This is a genomic window from Salinivirga sp. (assembly GCF_035268865.1).
Classification (GTDB): Bacteria; Bacteroidota; Bacteroidia; order Bacteroidales; family Salinivirgaceae; genus Salinivirga.
The window spans coordinates 1-16,745 of the sequence record NZ_DATFKB010000190.1 but is presented as its reverse complement, the minus strand read 5'-3'; the positions used below and the strand labels follow the sequence as shown (position 1 = coordinate 16,745).

Sequence of the window (16,745 nt, the reverse complement as noted above, 5' to 3'; positions counted from 1 at the left end):
CGTTTATTTTTGCCTGAAATTTATCATCAATGTGGGTTAATATTGCCAGAATAATTCTCCGAAATCGTGTCGCTTTTCTAATCGCTATTGCGCTGTTTACTGCATTTATGGCCTATAAAGGTAAAGATGCAAAAATGACCTATGAATATGCGCAGATGTTGCCACATGATGATACAACAAACCAGGAGCATCTCTACTTTAAGGATATTTTTGGTGAAGGGGCTAATGTCTTTATTATTGGCGTGCAGGATTCTGTTTTTTTTGAATTAAATAAATTTAATGATTGGCAAAAACTATCGCGTGAAGTTAAGAATATTAGAGGTATAACTGAAGTGGTTTCGGTTGGTCAGGTGGTAAATATTAAGGCCAGTCGTCGTGAACAAAAATTTGTTAGTAAACGTGTTTTCCCCGATACCATTAAATCGCAGAAGGAACTCGACAGCCTTGCACAAGAATTACACAAGCTACCTTTTTACAAAAACTTAATGTATGTTGACAGCACCCATACATATCTCATGGCCATTACCCTGGGACAAGAAGTGTTGAACAGTAAAGAACGTGTTACAATTGTCGATTCCATACATGCGCAGGCTAAAAAATTTGCAAAAAAATATGATTTACCTCTGGAATATTCAGGCTTGCCTTATGTGAGAACCGAAATTTCGAAAAAAATTAAGGCAGAACTCGGGATGTTTGTGATATTAGCATTCATTGTTACAGCTATCATCCTCTACCTGTTTTTCCGGTCCTTTAAGGTCGTCTTTTTCTCGTTGTTGGTTGTGGCCATTGGCGCAGTTTGGTCATTTGGATTTTTAGCCCTTTTTAATTTCGAGATAACCATTCTTACAGGAATGATTCCGCCTTTACTTATTGTGATTGGTGTGCCCAACAGTATATTTTTGTTAAATAAGTACCATGCCGAATACAAGAAACATGGCAATAAAATTAAAGCGCTGCAGCGGGTAATCAATAAAATAGGAAATGCCATTTTTCTGACCAATCTGACTACAGCATCTGGATTTGCCACATTTATTTTAACAACTAGTGCCATATTAGTGGAGTTTGGTATACTGGCCTCAATTAATATTCTTGGCGTGTTTTTTCTGGCCATCACAATGATTCCTATTGTTTTTAGCTTTCTTCCACCGCCCCGCCGTAGGCATGTAAGGCACCTGGACAATAAACTTGTTAAAAGATTTATAGATACGCTTGTTCATATCACAGAAAAGCATCGGCCAAAGGTGTATATTACCACAGGGGTTGTGTTAGTGCTAATTGTTATTGGTGTTTCGCAGATGCATACAACAGGTTACATGATCGACGATATCCCACATAACGACCCAATGTATCGAGACCTCGAATTTTTTCAGGAAGAATTTGGCGGCATAATTCCGTTTGAAATTATGATTGATACTCGAGAAAAAAACGGCGTGCTCGATCTCGATAACCTGAGAAGAATTGATACTTTACAAGAAAGACTTGCAGAATATTCTGAATTTAGTAAATCAATGTCGGTCGCCGATGCCGCCATGTTTCTGCGGCAGGCTTATCGGGGAGGAGATCCCAGGCGATATAAATTACCGGTAGAACGCGAGCGGGTACGTATTGCCCGATACCTGCGCAATGCTGATGAGAGTGACAGCCTCATTAACTCTTTCATAGACACTGCCCGCCAGATTACACGCATTAGTATGAATGTGAAAGATGTGGGTACTGAAAAAATGGAAAAGCTAAAGTCTAAAATTAGAAATGAGGTTGACAGTGTCTTTTCTCCCGATGATTACGATGTAATTATAACAGGTTCTAGTGTAATATACTCAAAGGGAACAAGGTACTTAATACGTAATTTGTTTATTTCCCTTGCCATAGCCATTGTACTTATAGCTGTTTTTATGGCTTTTATGTTCTATTCATGGAGAATGGTGGTTATTTCGCTCATCCCTAATTTTATTCCGCTGCTCATGACAGCCGCCATTATGGGATTTTTTGGCATCCCCATAAAGGTGTCAACAATATTAATTTTTAGTATAGCTTTTGGTATTTCAGTAGACGATACCATACACTTTTTAGCCAAATATAGACAAGAGTTGAATGCATTCGATTGGAATATTTCTAAAGCCGTAACTACTGCAATTCGCGAAACAGGTGTTAGTATGATGTACACGAGTGTAATATTGTTTTTCGGATTTTCTATTTTTTCTGCCTCCGGCTTTGGAGGCACGCAGGCCCTTGGAATATTGGTTTCGCTAACCCTGCTCTTTGCTATGTTTTCTAATTTGTTATTGCTGCCCACGTTGTTACTGACGCTTGAGAAAATGATTACGACCCGCGCTTTCCGCGAGCCGCTTATTCATATTTACGATGAAGATGAAGAAATTGAGCTCGAAGACCTTAAGGTGAATGGATCGCAGATAACCAAAAATACAGAGTAATTATTATTGCTTTTAATTACTGAATTGCATAACTTCGGTAGAAGAAATGCACTGCTTCCAGCATTTTTTAAGCTTTTTGAAATTGACTAATAAGATTAAATCGAAGACAACATGTATAAGATTTTAATAACAGGTGGTGCAGGATTTATTGGTAGTGCCCTTGCAGAAAAATTAATTGCCGATAAAAATAATTATGTGGTTATTGTAGATGACTTGTCTACCGGCGATATTGGTAAATTACCCCAAACACCCAGAGACAACTGGAAGTTTATTAAGTGCGATGTAAATGATTATCGCGATATTTCCGAAATCATGCTTGGATTTAAATTTGATTATGTTTTTCATTATGCTGCCGTAGTTGGCGTAAAAAGAACACAGGAATTCCCCGTAAAAGTGCTGCGTGATATTGAAGGCATAAAATATATATTGGGACTTTCAAAAAATACCGGCGTCAAAAGGGTGTTTTTCTCCTCTTCATCTGAGATTTACGGAGAACCTGTTGAAATACCACAAAATGTTTACACTACACCATTGAATTCACGTTTACCTTACGCCATAGTTAAAAATGTAGGTGAAGCCTTTTTGCGGAGTTATTGCCGGGAATATGATTTAAGTTATACCATATTCCGGTTCTTCAATACTTATGGCCCAAAACAATCTATTGATTTTGTAATTAGCAAATTTTTAGTCAAGGCATTCAATAACGAGGATATCACAATTTATGGTGATGGAGAACAAACGAGAACTTTTTGTTATGTTGATGATAACGTAGACAGTACACTCAAAGCTTTTTACGAAGGGAAAGTCATAAATGATGTAATAAATATTGGGGGTAGCCGTGAAATTACCATAAATGAGTTAGCTCAGACCGTGATTGAGCTTACCGCTAGTAAGTCGAAAATCAAATATTTACCACCGCTTGAAGAGGGAGATATGAAGAGAAGGCGTCCTGATAATACCGAAATGAAGAGGATTTTAGGAAGGGATTTAATCCCGCTTAGAGAAGGATTAAAGAAAATAATCAAAAATGGTCTCCACGAAAATTTATAATCATGCATAGTTTTGAAGAATTACAGGAAATATTCAGTAATGAAATTGACCGCTATAGTCCGGCAGTAGAGCCCGGGAATTTGCAAAAGCCTGTAGTTTATACACTTGGAATGGGCGGGAAACGTATTCGACCCGTTTTATTGCTTATGGCCGCAGAAGCATTTGGTGGAAAATATCAGGATGCCATACCGGCAGCTATGGCTATTGAAATATTTCACAACTCCACGCTTATCCATGATGATATAATGGATGAAGCTGAACTGCGACGTAATCAGACTACCGTGCATAAACAATGGAACTTAAACTCTGCAATACTGAGTGGAGACCTAATGATTATAAAAGCATATGAGCAATTAAATCAGCTAAATAGCAATAAAATAAATCAGGTTTTAACTGTTTTTAATAAAATCGCTGCAGAAGTTTGCGAAGGGCAGCAGTTCGATCTGGATTTTGAAACTGACGATGAGGTAAGCCTTTCAGATTATAAAAAAATGATACGCCTGAAAACTTCAGTTTTACTTGCCGGATCGCTCAAAATTGGCGCCATTGTCGGTGGAGCTGATACAGAGAGTGCAAAAAAATTGTACTGCTTTGGTGAAAACCTCGGGCTGGCATTTCAGTTACAGGACGATTATTTAGATGCGTTTGGTAATACTAAATCATTTGGAAAGAAGATCGGAGGCGACATAGCGGCCAACAAAAAAACCTTTTTGCTGCTCAAAGCCCTGGAACTTGCCAAAGGAGCTTATCATGACGAGCTTACTTCGCTGCTTGGAAATAATAGTATTTCAGAATCTGAAAAAATTGAAAGTGTGCTTGCTATATACCAAAAGCTTGGTATAAAATCATTGACAGAAGATGAGATGAAAAAGCACTTCGAAAAAGCAATTGAATATTTGGAAGAGATTGACATAGACGAAAAGTATAAAGACGGCCTTTATGAGTTGTCCAAAAAATTAATGGGTCGTCAAACATAATTTGTAATATAATTTTTATCTTTAAATCATATTTATATATTGACAATAAACGCCAAAGAAGACTTTATTTAACGAAGCTTTGGTGAAAATATAAATCGAAAAATTTATACTCATGGCTCAGAATATCGGTAAAATATCACAAATCATCGGCCCTGTTGTTGATGTTGTTTTTGATCAGGAGAAAACAGAGCTACCGGACATTTATGAATCGCTTGAAATTGACAGAGAAGGTGAAAATAATTTGGTGCTCGAGGTGCAGCAGCATATTGGCGAAAATACAGTCCGGGCAGTTGCAATGGACTCTACAGATGGATTGCAGCGGGGCATGGAAGTAGCTGCCACCGGATCTCCAATACTGATGCCCGCTGGCGATGATGTGAAAGGCCGGTTGTTTAATGTTACCGGAGACCCTGTGGATGGAATTAAAGCACTTGATAAATCGGATGGTTATCCGATTCACCGTGAAGCACCTGAGATTAAAGACCTTACTACTGAAACAGAAATTTTATACACCGGTATAAAAGTTATTGATTTGATTGAGCCTTATGCCAAAGGTGGTAAAATTGGGTTGTTCGGTGGTGCCGGTGTGGGTAAAACAGTAGTTATTCTGGAGCTTATTAATAACATTGCAAAAGCCTACAGCGGTGTTTCTGTTTTTTCAGGAGTAGGAGAGCGGACTCGCGAGGGTAACGACCTATTGCGCGAAATGCTCGAAGCTGGTGTAATTGATTATGGGAAAGCTTTTGCCGAAGATATGGAAAATGGCGGATGGGACCTCTCCAAAGTAGATCCTGAAGCCTTAAAAAAATCAAAATTGGCGCTTACTTTCGGTCAGATGAATGAACCACCGGGCGCTCGTGCTCGTGTAGCTCTATCGGGACTTGCACTCGCTGAATATTTCCGCGATGGGGGAAAAGATGGCAAAGGAAGAGATATTTTGTTTTTTATGGATAATGTCTTCCGTTTTACTCAAGCCGGTTCAGAGGTTTCTGCCCTCCTCGGGCGTATGCCTTCAGCGGTAGGATACCAGCCAACCCTGGCCACGGAGATGGGTGAAATGCAAGAACGTATTACTTCAACCAAGCATGGGTCAATTACATCCGTTCAGGCTGTTTATGTGCCGGCCGATGACCTTACAGACCCTGCCCCTGCAACTACTTTTGCACACCTTGATGCTACAACCGTGTTAAGTCGGAAAATTTCTGAGTTGGGTATTTATCCCGCTGTAGACCCGCTGGATTCTACCTCTCGTATTTTAACCCCCGAAATTGTGGGTGACGACCATTACAACACAACCCAACGGGTAAAAGAAATTTTGCAACGTTATAAGGAGCTGCAAGATATTATAGCGATTCTGGGTATGGACGAACTCTCAGAGGAAGACCGTCAGGTGGTACACAGAGCACGCCGGGTACAACGCTTCCTGTCTCAGCCTTTCCACGTAGCAGAACAGTTTACAGGTACCCCTGGGGTGCTGGTTTCAATTGAAGATACCATCAAAGGCTTTAAAATGATTATGGACGGCGAGGTAGATAAATATCCTGAAGCCGCCTTTATGATGGTGGGAACCATCGAAGAAGCCATTGAAAAAGGTGAGAAAATGCTTGCTGAATCAAAAGCGTAATGCTCTATGCAACTAAAAATCATTACACCGGAAGAATCGCTTTTTGAAGGCGAAATAGATTTAATTCAGGTGCCTGGAAAAAAAGGAGCTTTTGAAGTACTTCATAATCACGCTCCAATAATTTCTACCTTAACCAAAGGCAAAGTAAAAGTACACCCGACCAACGGAGAAGAAAAGTTTTTTGATATTCCGGGTGGTGTAATCCAGGTAAAAAATAACGACATTATTGTGCTCACGGAAATGAGCATATAATTTTTATTGGCTATCGTCGTAAATTGTTCCAAATCTGCCACTGAATCAGTTTTGCGACGATAGCTTTTCTTTTCTTCACGCTATTTTGCATTGGTATCAGATCCAAATTTATTAGTACCTTTGTGGCCCAATTCCAGCATCGAACCTATGAATACTGTAAAATACCTGGTTATTCGTTTTAGCTCAATCGGGGATATTGTGCTTACAACCCCTGTAGTGCGTATGCTCAAACAGCAAGTAGAAAATGCAGAGGTGCATTACCTTACTAAAGCTAAATTTCGTTCCCTGGTGGATTCCAATCCTTATGTGGATAAAGTGCATGCTCTGGAAGATAATATGTCCGCAATTATCAATACCCTGCAGGACGAGGGGTATGATTATGTAATTGATCTGCATCGTAATTTAAGATCTATGCGGGTGAAAAGGGCCCTGCATCGCATGTCATTTACTTTTAATAAACTTAACTGGAAAAAATGGCTCTATGTGCGTTTTAAGCTAAATAAAATGCCTGATTTACACATTGTAGACCGATATTTGGAAACCACAAAGCTATTCGATGTTCAGAATGATAAGCAGGGACTGGATTACTTTTTTTCGGCTGATTATACCCCATCTCTTAAACTTCCGCCGGATTTTTCAAGCGGATATTTGGTTGCAGTGCTTGGGGCAAATCATGCAACGAAACAAATGCCCAACGAAACATTAATTCATGTTCTGAACAAAGCTGGTAAACCGGTTTTACTTATTGGTGGTGATGCAGAAAAAGAAAACGCCGACGCAATAGTAAGAGACCTTAATGTGCCGGTAAGTAACCAGTGCGGACAGCTCTCAATTGACGGGTCTGCCGGGGCCATTCAAAATTCAAAACTTGTGCTCACACCCGATACAGGTATGATGCATATTGCTGCAGCACTAAGCAAGCCTGTTATTAGCGTATGGGGAAATACCACGCCAGAACTGGGTATGTACCCTTATATGCCCGGCGAGAGGCATAAATATTATATTGCAGAGGTCAAAGACCTTTCTTGCAGGCCATGTTCAAAAATTGGGTTTGAAAAATGCCCTAAGGGTCATTTCGATTGCATGAAGAAACAAGATACAGATGCAATTGTTAGCCAGATAAAAATTTTTTGGAATAAATATGAGTAACACTGTTTTATATAACCGCAACATTAGAAGATCTGATATCGAGATTATGGCGCCGGCAGGTAATTTTGAAGCATTGCAAACTGCGATTGATGCCGGCGCCGATGCTGTGTATTTTGGTGTTGGGCACCTCAATATGCGGGCACACTCTTCAGCCAATTTTCAAATGGATGATTTACCTGAAGTTGTAAAGCGCTGTGAGGCTAAGGGGGTTAAGACGTACCTTACAGTTAATACAGTGCTTTATGATCATGACCTGAAACCCACAAAAATTTTAATGCAAAAGGCCAAAGCAGCTGGTATATCTGCTTTAATTGTTTCAGACATGGCCGCATTGATTTATGCCAGAGAACTCGGTATGGAGGTGCATGCCTCAACCCAATTGAATATTAGCAATACTGAGGCACTCAAATATTTCTCCAACTATGTGGATGTTGCAGTGCTGGCAAGAGAACTTAATTTAAATCAGGTGGCTGAAATTATCCGGAATGTTGAAAACCAGCAAATAACCGGACCGTCCGGAAGTCCGCTGCGCATTGAAATATTTGTACATGGAGCCCTGTGCATGGCCATTTCCGGAAAGTGTTATTTAAGTCTGCACGAGTTCAATGCAAGTGCCAACCGCGGAGCCTGTATGCAAACCTGTCGCCGGTCATATACACTTACTGATAACGAAAGCGGGTACGAAATAGGTGTGGATAATGAATATCTGATGTCGCCTAAAGATTTATGTACCATTGGCTTTTTAAATAAAATACTTGATGCAGGAGTTAAAGTACTAAAAATAGAGGGACGGGCTCGTTCTCCCGAGTATGTAAAAACAGTTGTAGAAACATATGATGCGGCCGTAAAAGCAATTGCTGACGGGAGCTATGATCAGGCTAAAATCGATGGGTGGATGAGCGACCTCAAGCGAGTTTTCAATCGTGGTTTTTGGGATGGTTATTACCTGGGTCAAAAAATGGGGGAATGGAGCCATATTTATGGCTCGCAGGCTACAGAGCGAAAAGTAATTGTGGGTAAAACAACTAATTATTTTAGCAAAATTGGGGTGGCTGAATTTAAACTGGAGGCTAAAGATTTGAATAAGGATGATAAAATTCTTATTGTGGGGCCTACCACCGGCACAATAGAGAAGACTGTTGATGAATTGCGCCTCGACAAAAAGCCCGTTGATCATGCCCCGCAGGGTAGTTATGTGAGTATTCCTGTACCAGAATTGGTCAGAAGAAATGATAAGCTCTACAAGGTTGTGCCCGCCAAATATGCCAAATTACAATAATTACTATAGGGAAGCGTTTAATGAAAACAGTTTTACTTAATCGTAAAAAATGTATTGGTTGCGCTATCTGCGCTGATCTTTTTCCGGACGTGTTTTTTATGGACGAAGAAGACGGAAAAGCCTGTTTAACAGGGAATTTAAGGTCGACTGGTAAACAAAAACTTCAACACCCTGATGACCCAGAAATAGTTCAGGTAGCAGATAAATGCCCGGTTAATGCTATTGAGGTAGTGTGAGTTGATTAAACTGATTCGATTGTAAGTACCAAGTATCAAAATATTATCTTTGTCTAAATGCAAACAGCCGTACAGAAGTATTTTACACGAGAAAACATTCATATTTTTGGAATCATTGTGCTTTTGGTGGGAATGCCCCTGTCAAGGTCTTTTATGACAATCGGGCAGTTTATTCTGCTGGCCAATTGGCTGTATGACAAAAATATTCTGAATAAATTTAAAAAGGCCTTTTCCAACAAGCTTGTTTTATCGTTTCTTGGTATTATTATTATACATTTCATTGGCCTTATTTACACCGAGAATTTTGATTATGCTGCCAGGGATCTCAGAGTAAAACTTCCCTTGCTTTCGTTACCGCTAATTTTTGCAACCACCAAACCTTTGAGCAAAGACCAATGGCGTTTGGTGTTTAAGGTGTTCGGAATTGCTATTCTGGCGGCTAGTTTTATTAGTACAGCCATTTTAATATCAAAGGGAATGGCCGGTTATCACACTGTGAGAGGAATTTCATTTGCAGTTTCGCATATCCGCTTTGCGCTTATGATTAACCTGGTCATATTTGTGTTTATTTACATGGCTGTTTTCCCTGAAAAAAATGATCGTTTTTTCCGTTATTGGGCCATCCCCTCGGTGCTTTGGCTTATTGTGTTTATGGCTTTGTTGCGATCCCTTACCGGATTTGTTGTGCTTGGTGTCGGATTATTTGGCATGAGCCTGTACTATACCCACCTGATTAATCACCAGGTGTTTCGTTTCATTGTTTACAGTATAATTATAGGCTTATCCTTAATAGTTCTTTCATTCGTAGTGCATTCGTGGGCCCGCTATAATTACCGTATTGTACCTAAAGCTGATGAGCTGCCTGCAAAAACAATTAATGGAAATAAGTATAAACACCACCTTAATCGTACCCTTTACGAAAATTCGCATTTTGTTTATGCTTATGTTTCTGAAAAAGAGTTGCGGAAGGAATGGAATAAAAGAAGCAAGTTTAAATATGACGGTAAAGATAAAATTGGACACAAAATTAAACATGTCTTGATTCGTTATTTGGCGTCGAAAGGCTACACAAAAGACTCTGTAGGGGTATCTAAACTTACAGATTCTGATGTTCAGGCCATTGAAAACGGGGTAGCGAATTATTTATATGCTGAAAAAATAAATCTTTACGCAAATTTATACCGAATTTTCTGGGAGCTGGAGCGCTATGAGGAAGGTAAAAACCCCAGCGGGCATTCCATTATTCAACGCATTTATTATCTCGAAGCCGGATGGAATATATTTAACGCAAATCCCATATTTGGAGTAGGTACTGGAGATGTGCAGGATGCCTTCGATCAATATTATGAAGAAACCAATAGCAAATTAATCCACAAGCGCAGGCTTCGTGCACATAATCAGTTTTTAACAATTATGCTCACGTTTGGTGTTGTTGGTTTTGTTGTTTTTATGTGGGCATTGTTCTATCCCGCGTTTTATGCCGGTTTACGCAAAAAGTTGAATTTGCCTATGCTGATATATTTGGTTATCGTAATACTTTCTATGCTGAATGAAGATACCATAGAAACACAGGCTGGAGCACTATTTTTTACATTCTTTTATGTGTTTTTTCTATGGGGAATAAAAGAGCGGCCCATACCGGGAAGGCAAACTGCGCTTCAATTTTTTCAAGAATCAAATAATTAAAAATATTTATGGAAGTAATTTTCGCGACCCACAATAAGCATAAATCCAAGGAAATAAAAAAACTGGCCTCTGACGTGGTTTTAATTCGTAATTTAAATGATATTGGATATGAAACAGAAATTCCCGAGACAGGAACTACACTTATGGCTAACGCTTTGGAGAAGTGTCAGTTCGTAAAAAAATCAGTATCATCACCGGTTTTCGCCGATGATACCGGTTTCGAAGTTGATGCACTCAATGGAGCTCCAGGCGTTTATTCTGCCCGCTATGCCGGAGAACCCAAAAGTGATAAGGCAAACCTTCAAAAACTTCTCGGGGAAATACAAGGAAAAGCAGATCGTCGCGCCAGGTTTAAAACCGTAATTTGCTTCCTGAAAGACGATGAGCCGCTTTTCTTCGAAGGGGTGGTAGAAGGTAAAGTAATCGATACGCCAAAAGGAGCCGAAGGTTTTGGTTACGATCCGGTTTTTATCCCTGAGGGATATCAGCAAACATTTGCCGAAATGGATCTGGAGCTTAAAAATAAAATCAGCCACCGGGGAAAAGCTTTTGAAAAATTTGTTAACTATTTGCACGAAAACTACAGCAAATAAAATATTTAAACCCAAATTGAGTTATTGAACTGAACCGTTAAGAGACAATTTATGGGAAGAGTGTTTTTGTATTACTGCATCGCAACTTTGATTTTGCTTTCAGGTCAAATCAGTTTTGTTTTTGGTCAGGGCTACAACATTGGCGACTGGGAAAGTCATTTTTCATACCGGCAGGTAGAGCTTATTGACGGAAATGACAATGAAATTTTTGCTGCTACCAGCAATGCCATATTCAAATACAATATAGAATCAGGCGAATTCCAAAAATTCTCAACCGTTGAAGGATTGTCAGGTGTAAACATATCGGCTATAAAATACCACAGCCGTTTAGACTTTTTAATGGTAGGATACAGCTCCGGTCTGGTTGATTTTCTTTACCATGATGAGATTTTCACCCTGCCTGATATCCAGCAAAACACATCCTTAAATGCCAAATCGGTCAATAATATTCATTTTGCCGGCGATACTGCATTTTTAGCATGCGATTTTGGGCTTGTGCTTGTTGATATTTCTGAGCGCGAAGTACAAAGCACCTTCTTTCTGGGCTCGAGCGGCGATGCTATTATGACCTATGATGTTTCTACCAATAATGATACTATTTGGGTTGGAACAGACAATGGAGTCTATTATGCAGCCAGAACAGGGATAAACCTGCACAATTATCAGAATTGGAGTGTGCTGGAATCTCTTCCGGATTATGACCAGCATGTGCCTTTTATAGAAAAAAATGCCAATACAATTTTTATCGGCCAATCAAGGCCTGAAGACACTACAGACATTATTTATGAATACGAGAATGGTGTTTTTACACATTATTTGTCAGATAAAAAATACCGCGTCAGGGGAATTGAAAGGCGTAATGACATTCTTACAATTATTGCTTCTTATGGCGTGCGTTTTTATGGTCAGAATGGTAATTTATTGATGTCTCACTATTTCAACGGATATAATGACCACTGGGGGCATTCAGGAGCAGCTGTTTTAGCAGGCGAGAAAGCTTTTTTTGCTGACCCCGAATACGGCCTTGTTTTGCGCGAATCAGGTGAAGAAAGTTTTATGTTTCCAAATTCACCATTTACAAATGCAATAAACGATATAGAAACAGCCCGTGGTAAGTTGTACCTGACCGGTGGTATTTCGGGAGCAAAATATAAGGACTACGGAATGTATGTTTACGATGACCAATGGATTAACCTGAACCGCAGAAATACAGAAGAACTCATTGGTGTGCGTAATCTCAATTTTGTACTACCTGACCCGGGCAATAATTCCCATTTTTTTGCAACTTCAAACGGGTACGGGCTTTTGGAGTTTATGGATACTACTGTAATTAATCATTTTGATCAGGACAACAGCCCGCTCGAAAATTTCAATAATCTTGACCAGGCATATATTTTAGCATCAGGTATTGCCTATGATAATAATAAGGATGTTTGGATAACTACCTCACAAGTGCCAAACAATTTGTACGTTTATAAAACAGCATCACAGGAGTGGGGTGTTTTTAGTTTGCAGGGCAGCATCTCAAATCGTGTAACTTCAAACCTGACTGAAATGCCGTGGGGTGATTTATGGTTTGTAGATCAGGATTTTGGGTTGGTGGCAATCGATCCTGAAAAGTTAAAAAATGGAGCAGTGGCCGATGGTTATAAACGATTCAGGGTGATTGGCAGTGACAACAGTATTTTGACCAATTTTGTAACGACAATGGCCGTCGATCAGGATAATTATGTATGGATTGGGCTCGACGAAGGTGGAATTGCCGTTTATTATAATGCGCAGTCGGTTATGAACTATAATGTCAGCGCTTCCAGGATTATTGTGGAAAATGATGGCATTGCGCAGTATTTGCTTGAAAACGAGCGGGTTTCGTGTGTTGCTATTGATCCTGGAAACCGGAAATGGGTTGGAACGCAAACCGGCGGTGTTTTTTTAATATCTGAAGATGGTACCGAACAAATATTGAACTTAAATAAAGAGAACAGCCCTTTACCATCCGATTTTGTGCGTGATATTGGTATCGATGCAAAAAATGGTTGGGTTTATATTGCCACTGACGAGGGGTTGGTTGCCTATTATACGGGCATAAATGAATCAAATGCAGCACCGGATAAACTACGTGTTTACCCGAATCCTGTTCATGAAAATTATAATGGATTGGTGCATATCGACGGGCTTAGCAATAAAATGAAAGTTAAAATTACAGACGTGGCCGGAAATATTGTTTTTGAAACCACCAGCAACGGAGGAACAGCGCTTTGGAATATGCGTGATTTTAATAATCAGCGTGTTACAACTGGTGTGTATATGATTTATGCCTCCTCTTTTGATGGAACGACTACCGCTGCAGCCAAAATTTTTGTTGTCAGTCGATGAGTACTTCTACCGAAGGCATAGTGTTGCGAACAATTCGCTATAGCGAAAATCAGCTTATTGTACATTTGCTAACCAAAGAATTTGGCCGTTTTCCTGCCATTGTCCGGCGTAACCGAAAAAAAGGCAGTTCGAATTACTTTCAACCACTGTTTCATTTGAGTGTTGAAGTAAATTTTTTTTCACAAAGGACCATGCAACGTATTCAGCAGTTACGTTTCGCACACCCTTATACCGATATCCCCTTTTCAGTTCAAAAGAGTACAATTGCGCAATTTTTGGCCGAGATATTGAGCAAGGTGGTGCCCGAGCAACAGCCTGATAAAGAGTTTTTCAGCTTTTTAAGCAATGCTTTTCAATTGTTTGATGCAGAGAAAGAGAACCCTCAAAACTTCCATTTGTTGTTTCTGCTGCATTTAACAAGGTTTTTGGGAATTTTTCCCTCCAAAAAAACCAAAAACCAGGCCTGGTTCTCTCCTTCGGAGGGTGCGTTTGTGACGCAAATTATGCACGATACCATTCCTGAAGAGCTTAATGCAAGTTTTAGCCAGCTTTTGCATACACCTTTGTCAGGTTTTCATGAATTACAACTGGACAGAATTACCAATCAGGCGCTATTGAATCAGCTACTCGAATATTATTATATACAACTTAATATGAGTAAGTTGAAAACATACGAAATACTACGACAGGTTTTTAACTAAGTAAATCTTTGTATCTTGCGAACGATTATTTGAAAATGGCGTTATATATGCAGCTATGTAAAAAATTTGAGCAATGAAATTTAATCACACTATAAGGGGAAAAATTGCCGATTATGGCACAATGATTTTTTCAGAAGTCTCGCGGCTATTCAACGAGTACCGTGCCATTGACCTCTCACGCGGGTTTCCAAATTTTCAGCAGGATAAGAAACTGGCTCAACTCATTAAAAAACATGTGGACGAAGACCGTAATTATTACCTTTCAATAAATGGGCACAAGGGCTTACGCAGAAATATTTCAGCAATTTTTAAAGAGAAATATGGTATTGAATATAACCCGAGCCAGGAAATTACCATTACTGCAGGAGCATCGCAGGCTATTTATACGGTCTTGTCTAGTACCGTAAGAGAAAACGATGAAGTAATAATTTTCGAACCATCCTACGACTTATATGCTCCAACGGTTGAAATAAACCAGGGTAAACCCATATATGTTAAGCTTGAAGAGCCCGATTTTCACATAGACTGGTCAAAGGTTCAAAAACTGATTACGCCTAATACCCGTATGATTATTTTAAATAACCCCAATAGCCCTACAGGCAACATTTTAAAAGCCCATGATTTGGATGAGTTGTACAGAATTGTCAACGGAACCGATATCATGGTGCTGGGAGATGAGAGTTTGCAATTTCTGATTTACGACGGATATGAACACAATAGTTTGGCCCGTAAACGTGAACTTGCCGAGCGCAGTTTTATCGTGGGAGGCTTTGGAAAAGCCTTTCAAATTACGGGTTGGCGTGTAGGTTTTTGTATTGCGCCCGAAGACTTAATGCATGAGTTTCGCAAATTACACCAATACATAGCTTTTAACGTCAATACGCCGGCTCAATTTGCACTTGATGAATATCTGTCAGGCGGGGTGGATTTTGATCAAATTGCAGGCGCTTTTGCCCAAAAAAGAGATTATTTTGCCCAGTTGCTAAGCGATACGTCTTTTGAACTTCTTCCTGTAAAGTCAGGAATGTTTCAGCCGGTTAAGTTTCCCAATGAGGAGGGGCTTAGCGATAAAGATTTTGCACTTAAACTTATTAAGGAGTATGGTGTGGCCGGAGTTCCGCTCTCTGCATATCTGCATGATCATTCTAATTACGGCATTGTGCGGTTTTGTTTTGCACGGCCACAGGAAATTCTCGATGAGGCAGCTCAGAAATTAAAACTTGTTAAGTAGTCTATGCTGATTGATGTACACACCCATCACCAACATGATTGGTTTTGTATTCAAAGCATCCATGCCGCGGATTATTTGAATGGTTCTATTTCAAATCAACCTCATTCTACAGGTATTCATCCCTGGTATGCAGATCAAATCAGTGCTGAAAAATTTGTTAATATCCTGGCTAATCAGGCTTCTGAAAATTTGTTTGCGATTGGTGAATGTGGACTTGACCGTATTAAAGGACCTGATTTACAAATACAAAAAACCGTTTTTGAGCAGCAATTGGTTTTGGCACAAAAGCTTAACTTGCCTGTAATTGTGCATCAGGTAAAAACGCTGAGTGATATTTTACCTTACATAAAGAAGTATCAAAATAATCGGTATATTATGCATGGTTTTCGTGGTAACACGCAACAAATGCGACAATTATTAGATTACGACGTTTCTTTCTCTTTTGGAAAAACCGCATTAGACCCTTCCGATAAACTAAAAAATGTGATTTCTGAAGTCCCGCTCAATCGTGTTTTTTTTGAAACCGATGAGGCTGCTTGTGATATTAAAAGGATATATAATAACTTTGCAGTATTGCGGCAGATAGATGTACAGGAACTTGAATTAAAAGTAGAGAACAACTTTACTAAGGTATTTAAAAACAGTAATTAATGAATTGGAATTCACGTACGGAATTACTTTTAGGACAGGAAAATATTAACCGGTTGGGTCGCGCAAATGTATTGGTTGTTGGATTGGGAGGTGTTGGAGCTATGGCGGCCGAGCAACTTGCCCGAGCCGGGGTAGGTGAAATGACCATTGCTGATGCCGACATTATTGAGCCGAGTAATATCAACAGGCAATTGCCAGCAACACGGTCCACCATTGAGCAAAAAAAGGTTGAGGTGATGGCTTCGCGGTTGCAGGACATTCACCCTGAACTTGAACTTAACGTGTTGGATGAATATTTACGCGACCAACGCATGGTAGAAGTACTGGAAACACCCTTCGATTATGTTGTGGATGCAATTGACACCCTTGCCCCGAAAGTTTATCTTATTTACCATACCCTTCAAAATGGTTATCCCGTAGTGAGCTCAATGGGAAGTGGCGGTAAAACCGACCCCTCCATGGTTTCTATAGCTGATATTGCAAAAACACACCACTGTCAGTTGGCCCG

Annotated in this window: 15 protein-coding genes; all 15 read left to right on the top strand. The window is 39.7% G+C overall.

Features of this window, described 5'->3' with window-relative positions:
- Nucleotides 1–29 precede the first annotated feature (29 nt).
- Nucleotides 30–2,432: an efflux RND transporter permease subunit gene (locus VJ937_RS11310; protein ID WP_324067159.1), complete on the top strand. Its 2,403-nt coding sequence runs from the start codon at nucleotides 30–32 to the stop codon at nucleotides 2,430–2,432.
- A gap of 111 nt (nucleotides 2,433–2,543) precedes the next feature.
- Nucleotides 2,544–3,482, top strand: a complete 939-nt coding sequence (locus VJ937_RS11305) for an NAD-dependent epimerase/dehydratase family protein (RefSeq protein WP_324067157.1) — start codon at nucleotides 2,544–2,546, stop codon at nucleotides 3,480–3,482.
- A gap of 2 nt (nucleotides 3,483–3,484) precedes the next feature.
- On the top strand, nucleotides 3,485–4,459 hold the full coding sequence (locus VJ937_RS11300; protein ID WP_324067155.1) for a polyprenyl synthetase family protein: 975 nt from the start codon (nucleotides 3,485–3,487) through the stop codon (nucleotides 4,457–4,459).
- 112 nt (nucleotides 4,460–4,571) lie between these two features.
- On the top strand, nucleotides 4,572–6,083 hold the full coding sequence (atpD, locus tag VJ937_RS11295; protein WP_324067153.1) for a F0F1 ATP synthase subunit beta: 1,512 nt from the start codon (nucleotides 4,572–4,574) through the stop codon (nucleotides 6,081–6,083).
- Between the two features lie 6 nt (nucleotides 6,084–6,089).
- A complete protein-coding gene (gene atpC, locus VJ937_RS11290) occupies nucleotides 6,090–6,335 on the top strand; it encodes an ATP synthase F1 subunit epsilon (RefSeq protein WP_324067150.1) in 246 nt (81 codons plus the stop codon).
- 147 nt (nucleotides 6,336–6,482) lie between these two features.
- Nucleotides 6,483–7,484 carry a glycosyltransferase family 9 protein gene (locus VJ937_RS11285; protein ID WP_324067148.1) on the top strand — a complete coding sequence of 334 codons (1,002 nt, stop codon included), beginning with the start codon at nucleotides 6,483–6,485 and terminating at the stop codon, nucleotides 7,482–7,484.
- Nucleotides 7,477–8,763, top strand: a complete 1,287-nt coding sequence (locus VJ937_RS11280) for a peptidase U32 family protein (protein ID WP_324067146.1) — start codon at nucleotides 7,477–7,479, stop codon at nucleotides 8,761–8,763. The genes VJ937_RS11285 and VJ937_RS11280 overlap by 8 nt, the downstream gene beginning before the upstream one ends.
- 20 nt (nucleotides 8,764–8,783) lie before the next feature.
- Nucleotides 8,784–8,999, top strand: a complete 216-nt coding sequence (locus VJ937_RS11275) for a ferredoxin (protein ID WP_324067144.1) — start codon at nucleotides 8,784–8,786, stop codon at nucleotides 8,997–8,999.
- 57 nt (nucleotides 9,000–9,056) lie between these two features.
- Complete coding sequence (locus VJ937_RS11270; protein WP_324067142.1) at nucleotides 9,057–10,685, top strand: O-antigen ligase family protein; 1,629 nt, start codon at nucleotides 9,057–9,059, stop codon at nucleotides 10,683–10,685.
- Nucleotides 10,686–10,693: 8 nt separating this feature from the next.
- Nucleotides 10,694–11,278 (top strand): RdgB/HAM1 family non-canonical purine NTP pyrophosphatase, encoded by a 585-nt coding sequence (gene rdgB, locus VJ937_RS11265; RefSeq protein WP_324067140.1) that lies wholly within the window; start codon nucleotides 10,694–10,696, stop codon nucleotides 11,276–11,278.
- A gap of 51 nt (nucleotides 11,279–11,329) precedes the next feature.
- Nucleotides 11,330–13,654 carry a T9SS type A sorting domain-containing protein gene (locus VJ937_RS11260; protein WP_324067138.1) on the top strand — a complete coding sequence of 775 codons (2,325 nt, stop codon included), beginning with the start codon at nucleotides 11,330–11,332 and terminating at the stop codon, nucleotides 13,652–13,654.
- Nucleotides 13,651–14,355, top strand: a complete 705-nt coding sequence (recO, locus tag VJ937_RS11255) for a DNA repair protein RecO (protein WP_324067136.1) — start codon at nucleotides 13,651–13,653, stop codon at nucleotides 14,353–14,355. Before VJ937_RS11260 ends, recO begins: the two co-directional genes overlap by 4 nt.
- Nucleotides 14,356–14,428: 73 nt before the next feature.
- The gene (locus VJ937_RS11250; protein ID WP_324067134.1) at nucleotides 14,429–15,586 is read left to right on the top strand and encodes an aminotransferase class I/II-fold pyridoxal phosphate-dependent enzyme; all 1,158 of its coding nucleotides are present in this window, start codon (nucleotides 14,429–14,431) and stop codon (nucleotides 15,584–15,586) included.
- A gap of 3 nt (nucleotides 15,587–15,589) precedes the next feature.
- Nucleotides 15,590–16,237, top strand: a complete 648-nt coding sequence (locus VJ937_RS11245; RefSeq protein ID WP_324067131.1) for a TatD family hydrolase — start codon at nucleotides 15,590–15,592, stop codon at nucleotides 16,235–16,237.
- On the top strand, nucleotides 16,237–16,745 hold a 509-nt coding region (locus tag VJ937_RS11240), incomplete at its 3' end, for a tRNA threonylcarbamoyladenosine dehydratase (protein WP_324067129.1). The genes VJ937_RS11245 and VJ937_RS11240, both read left to right, overlap by 1 nt.

Coding starts and splice junctions, on each gene's coding strand:
- VJ937_RS11310 (WP_324067159.1), top strand. CDS start 30: ATGTGGGTTAATATTGCCAGAATAATTCTCCGAAATCGTGTCGCTTTT.
- VJ937_RS11305 (WP_324067157.1), top strand. CDS start 2,544: ATGTATAAGATTTTAATAACAGGTGGTGCAGGATTTATTGGTAGTGCC.
- VJ937_RS11300 (WP_324067155.1), top strand. CDS start 3,485: ATGCATAGTTTTGAAGAATTACAGGAAATATTCAGTAATGAAATTGAC.
- atpD (WP_324067153.1), top strand. CDS start 4,572: ATGGCTCAGAATATCGGTAAAATATCACAAATCATCGGCCCTGTTGTT.
- atpC (WP_324067150.1), top strand. CDS start 6,090: ATGCAACTAAAAATCATTACACCGGAAGAATCGCTTTTTGAAGGCGAA.
- VJ937_RS11285 (WP_324067148.1), top strand. CDS start 6,483: ATGAATACTGTAAAATACCTGGTTATTCGTTTTAGCTCAATCGGGGAT.
- VJ937_RS11280 (WP_324067146.1), top strand. CDS start 7,477: ATGAGTAACACTGTTTTATATAACCGCAACATTAGAAGATCTGATATC.
- VJ937_RS11275 (WP_324067144.1), top strand. CDS start 8,784: ATGAAAACAGTTTTACTTAATCGTAAAAAATGTATTGGTTGCGCTATC.
- VJ937_RS11270 (WP_324067142.1), top strand. CDS start 9,057: ATGCAAACAGCCGTACAGAAGTATTTTACACGAGAAAACATTCATATT.
- rdgB (WP_324067140.1), top strand. CDS start 10,694: ATGGAAGTAATTTTCGCGACCCACAATAAGCATAAATCCAAGGAAATA.
- VJ937_RS11260 (WP_324067138.1), top strand. CDS start 11,330: ATGGGAAGAGTGTTTTTGTATTACTGCATCGCAACTTTGATTTTGCTT.
- recO (WP_324067136.1), top strand. CDS start 13,651: ATGAGTACTTCTACCGAAGGCATAGTGTTGCGAACAATTCGCTATAGC.
- VJ937_RS11250 (WP_324067134.1), top strand. CDS start 14,429: ATGAAATTTAATCACACTATAAGGGGAAAAATTGCCGATTATGGCACA.
- VJ937_RS11245 (WP_324067131.1), top strand. CDS start 15,590: ATGCTGATTGATGTACACACCCATCACCAACATGATTGGTTTTGTATT.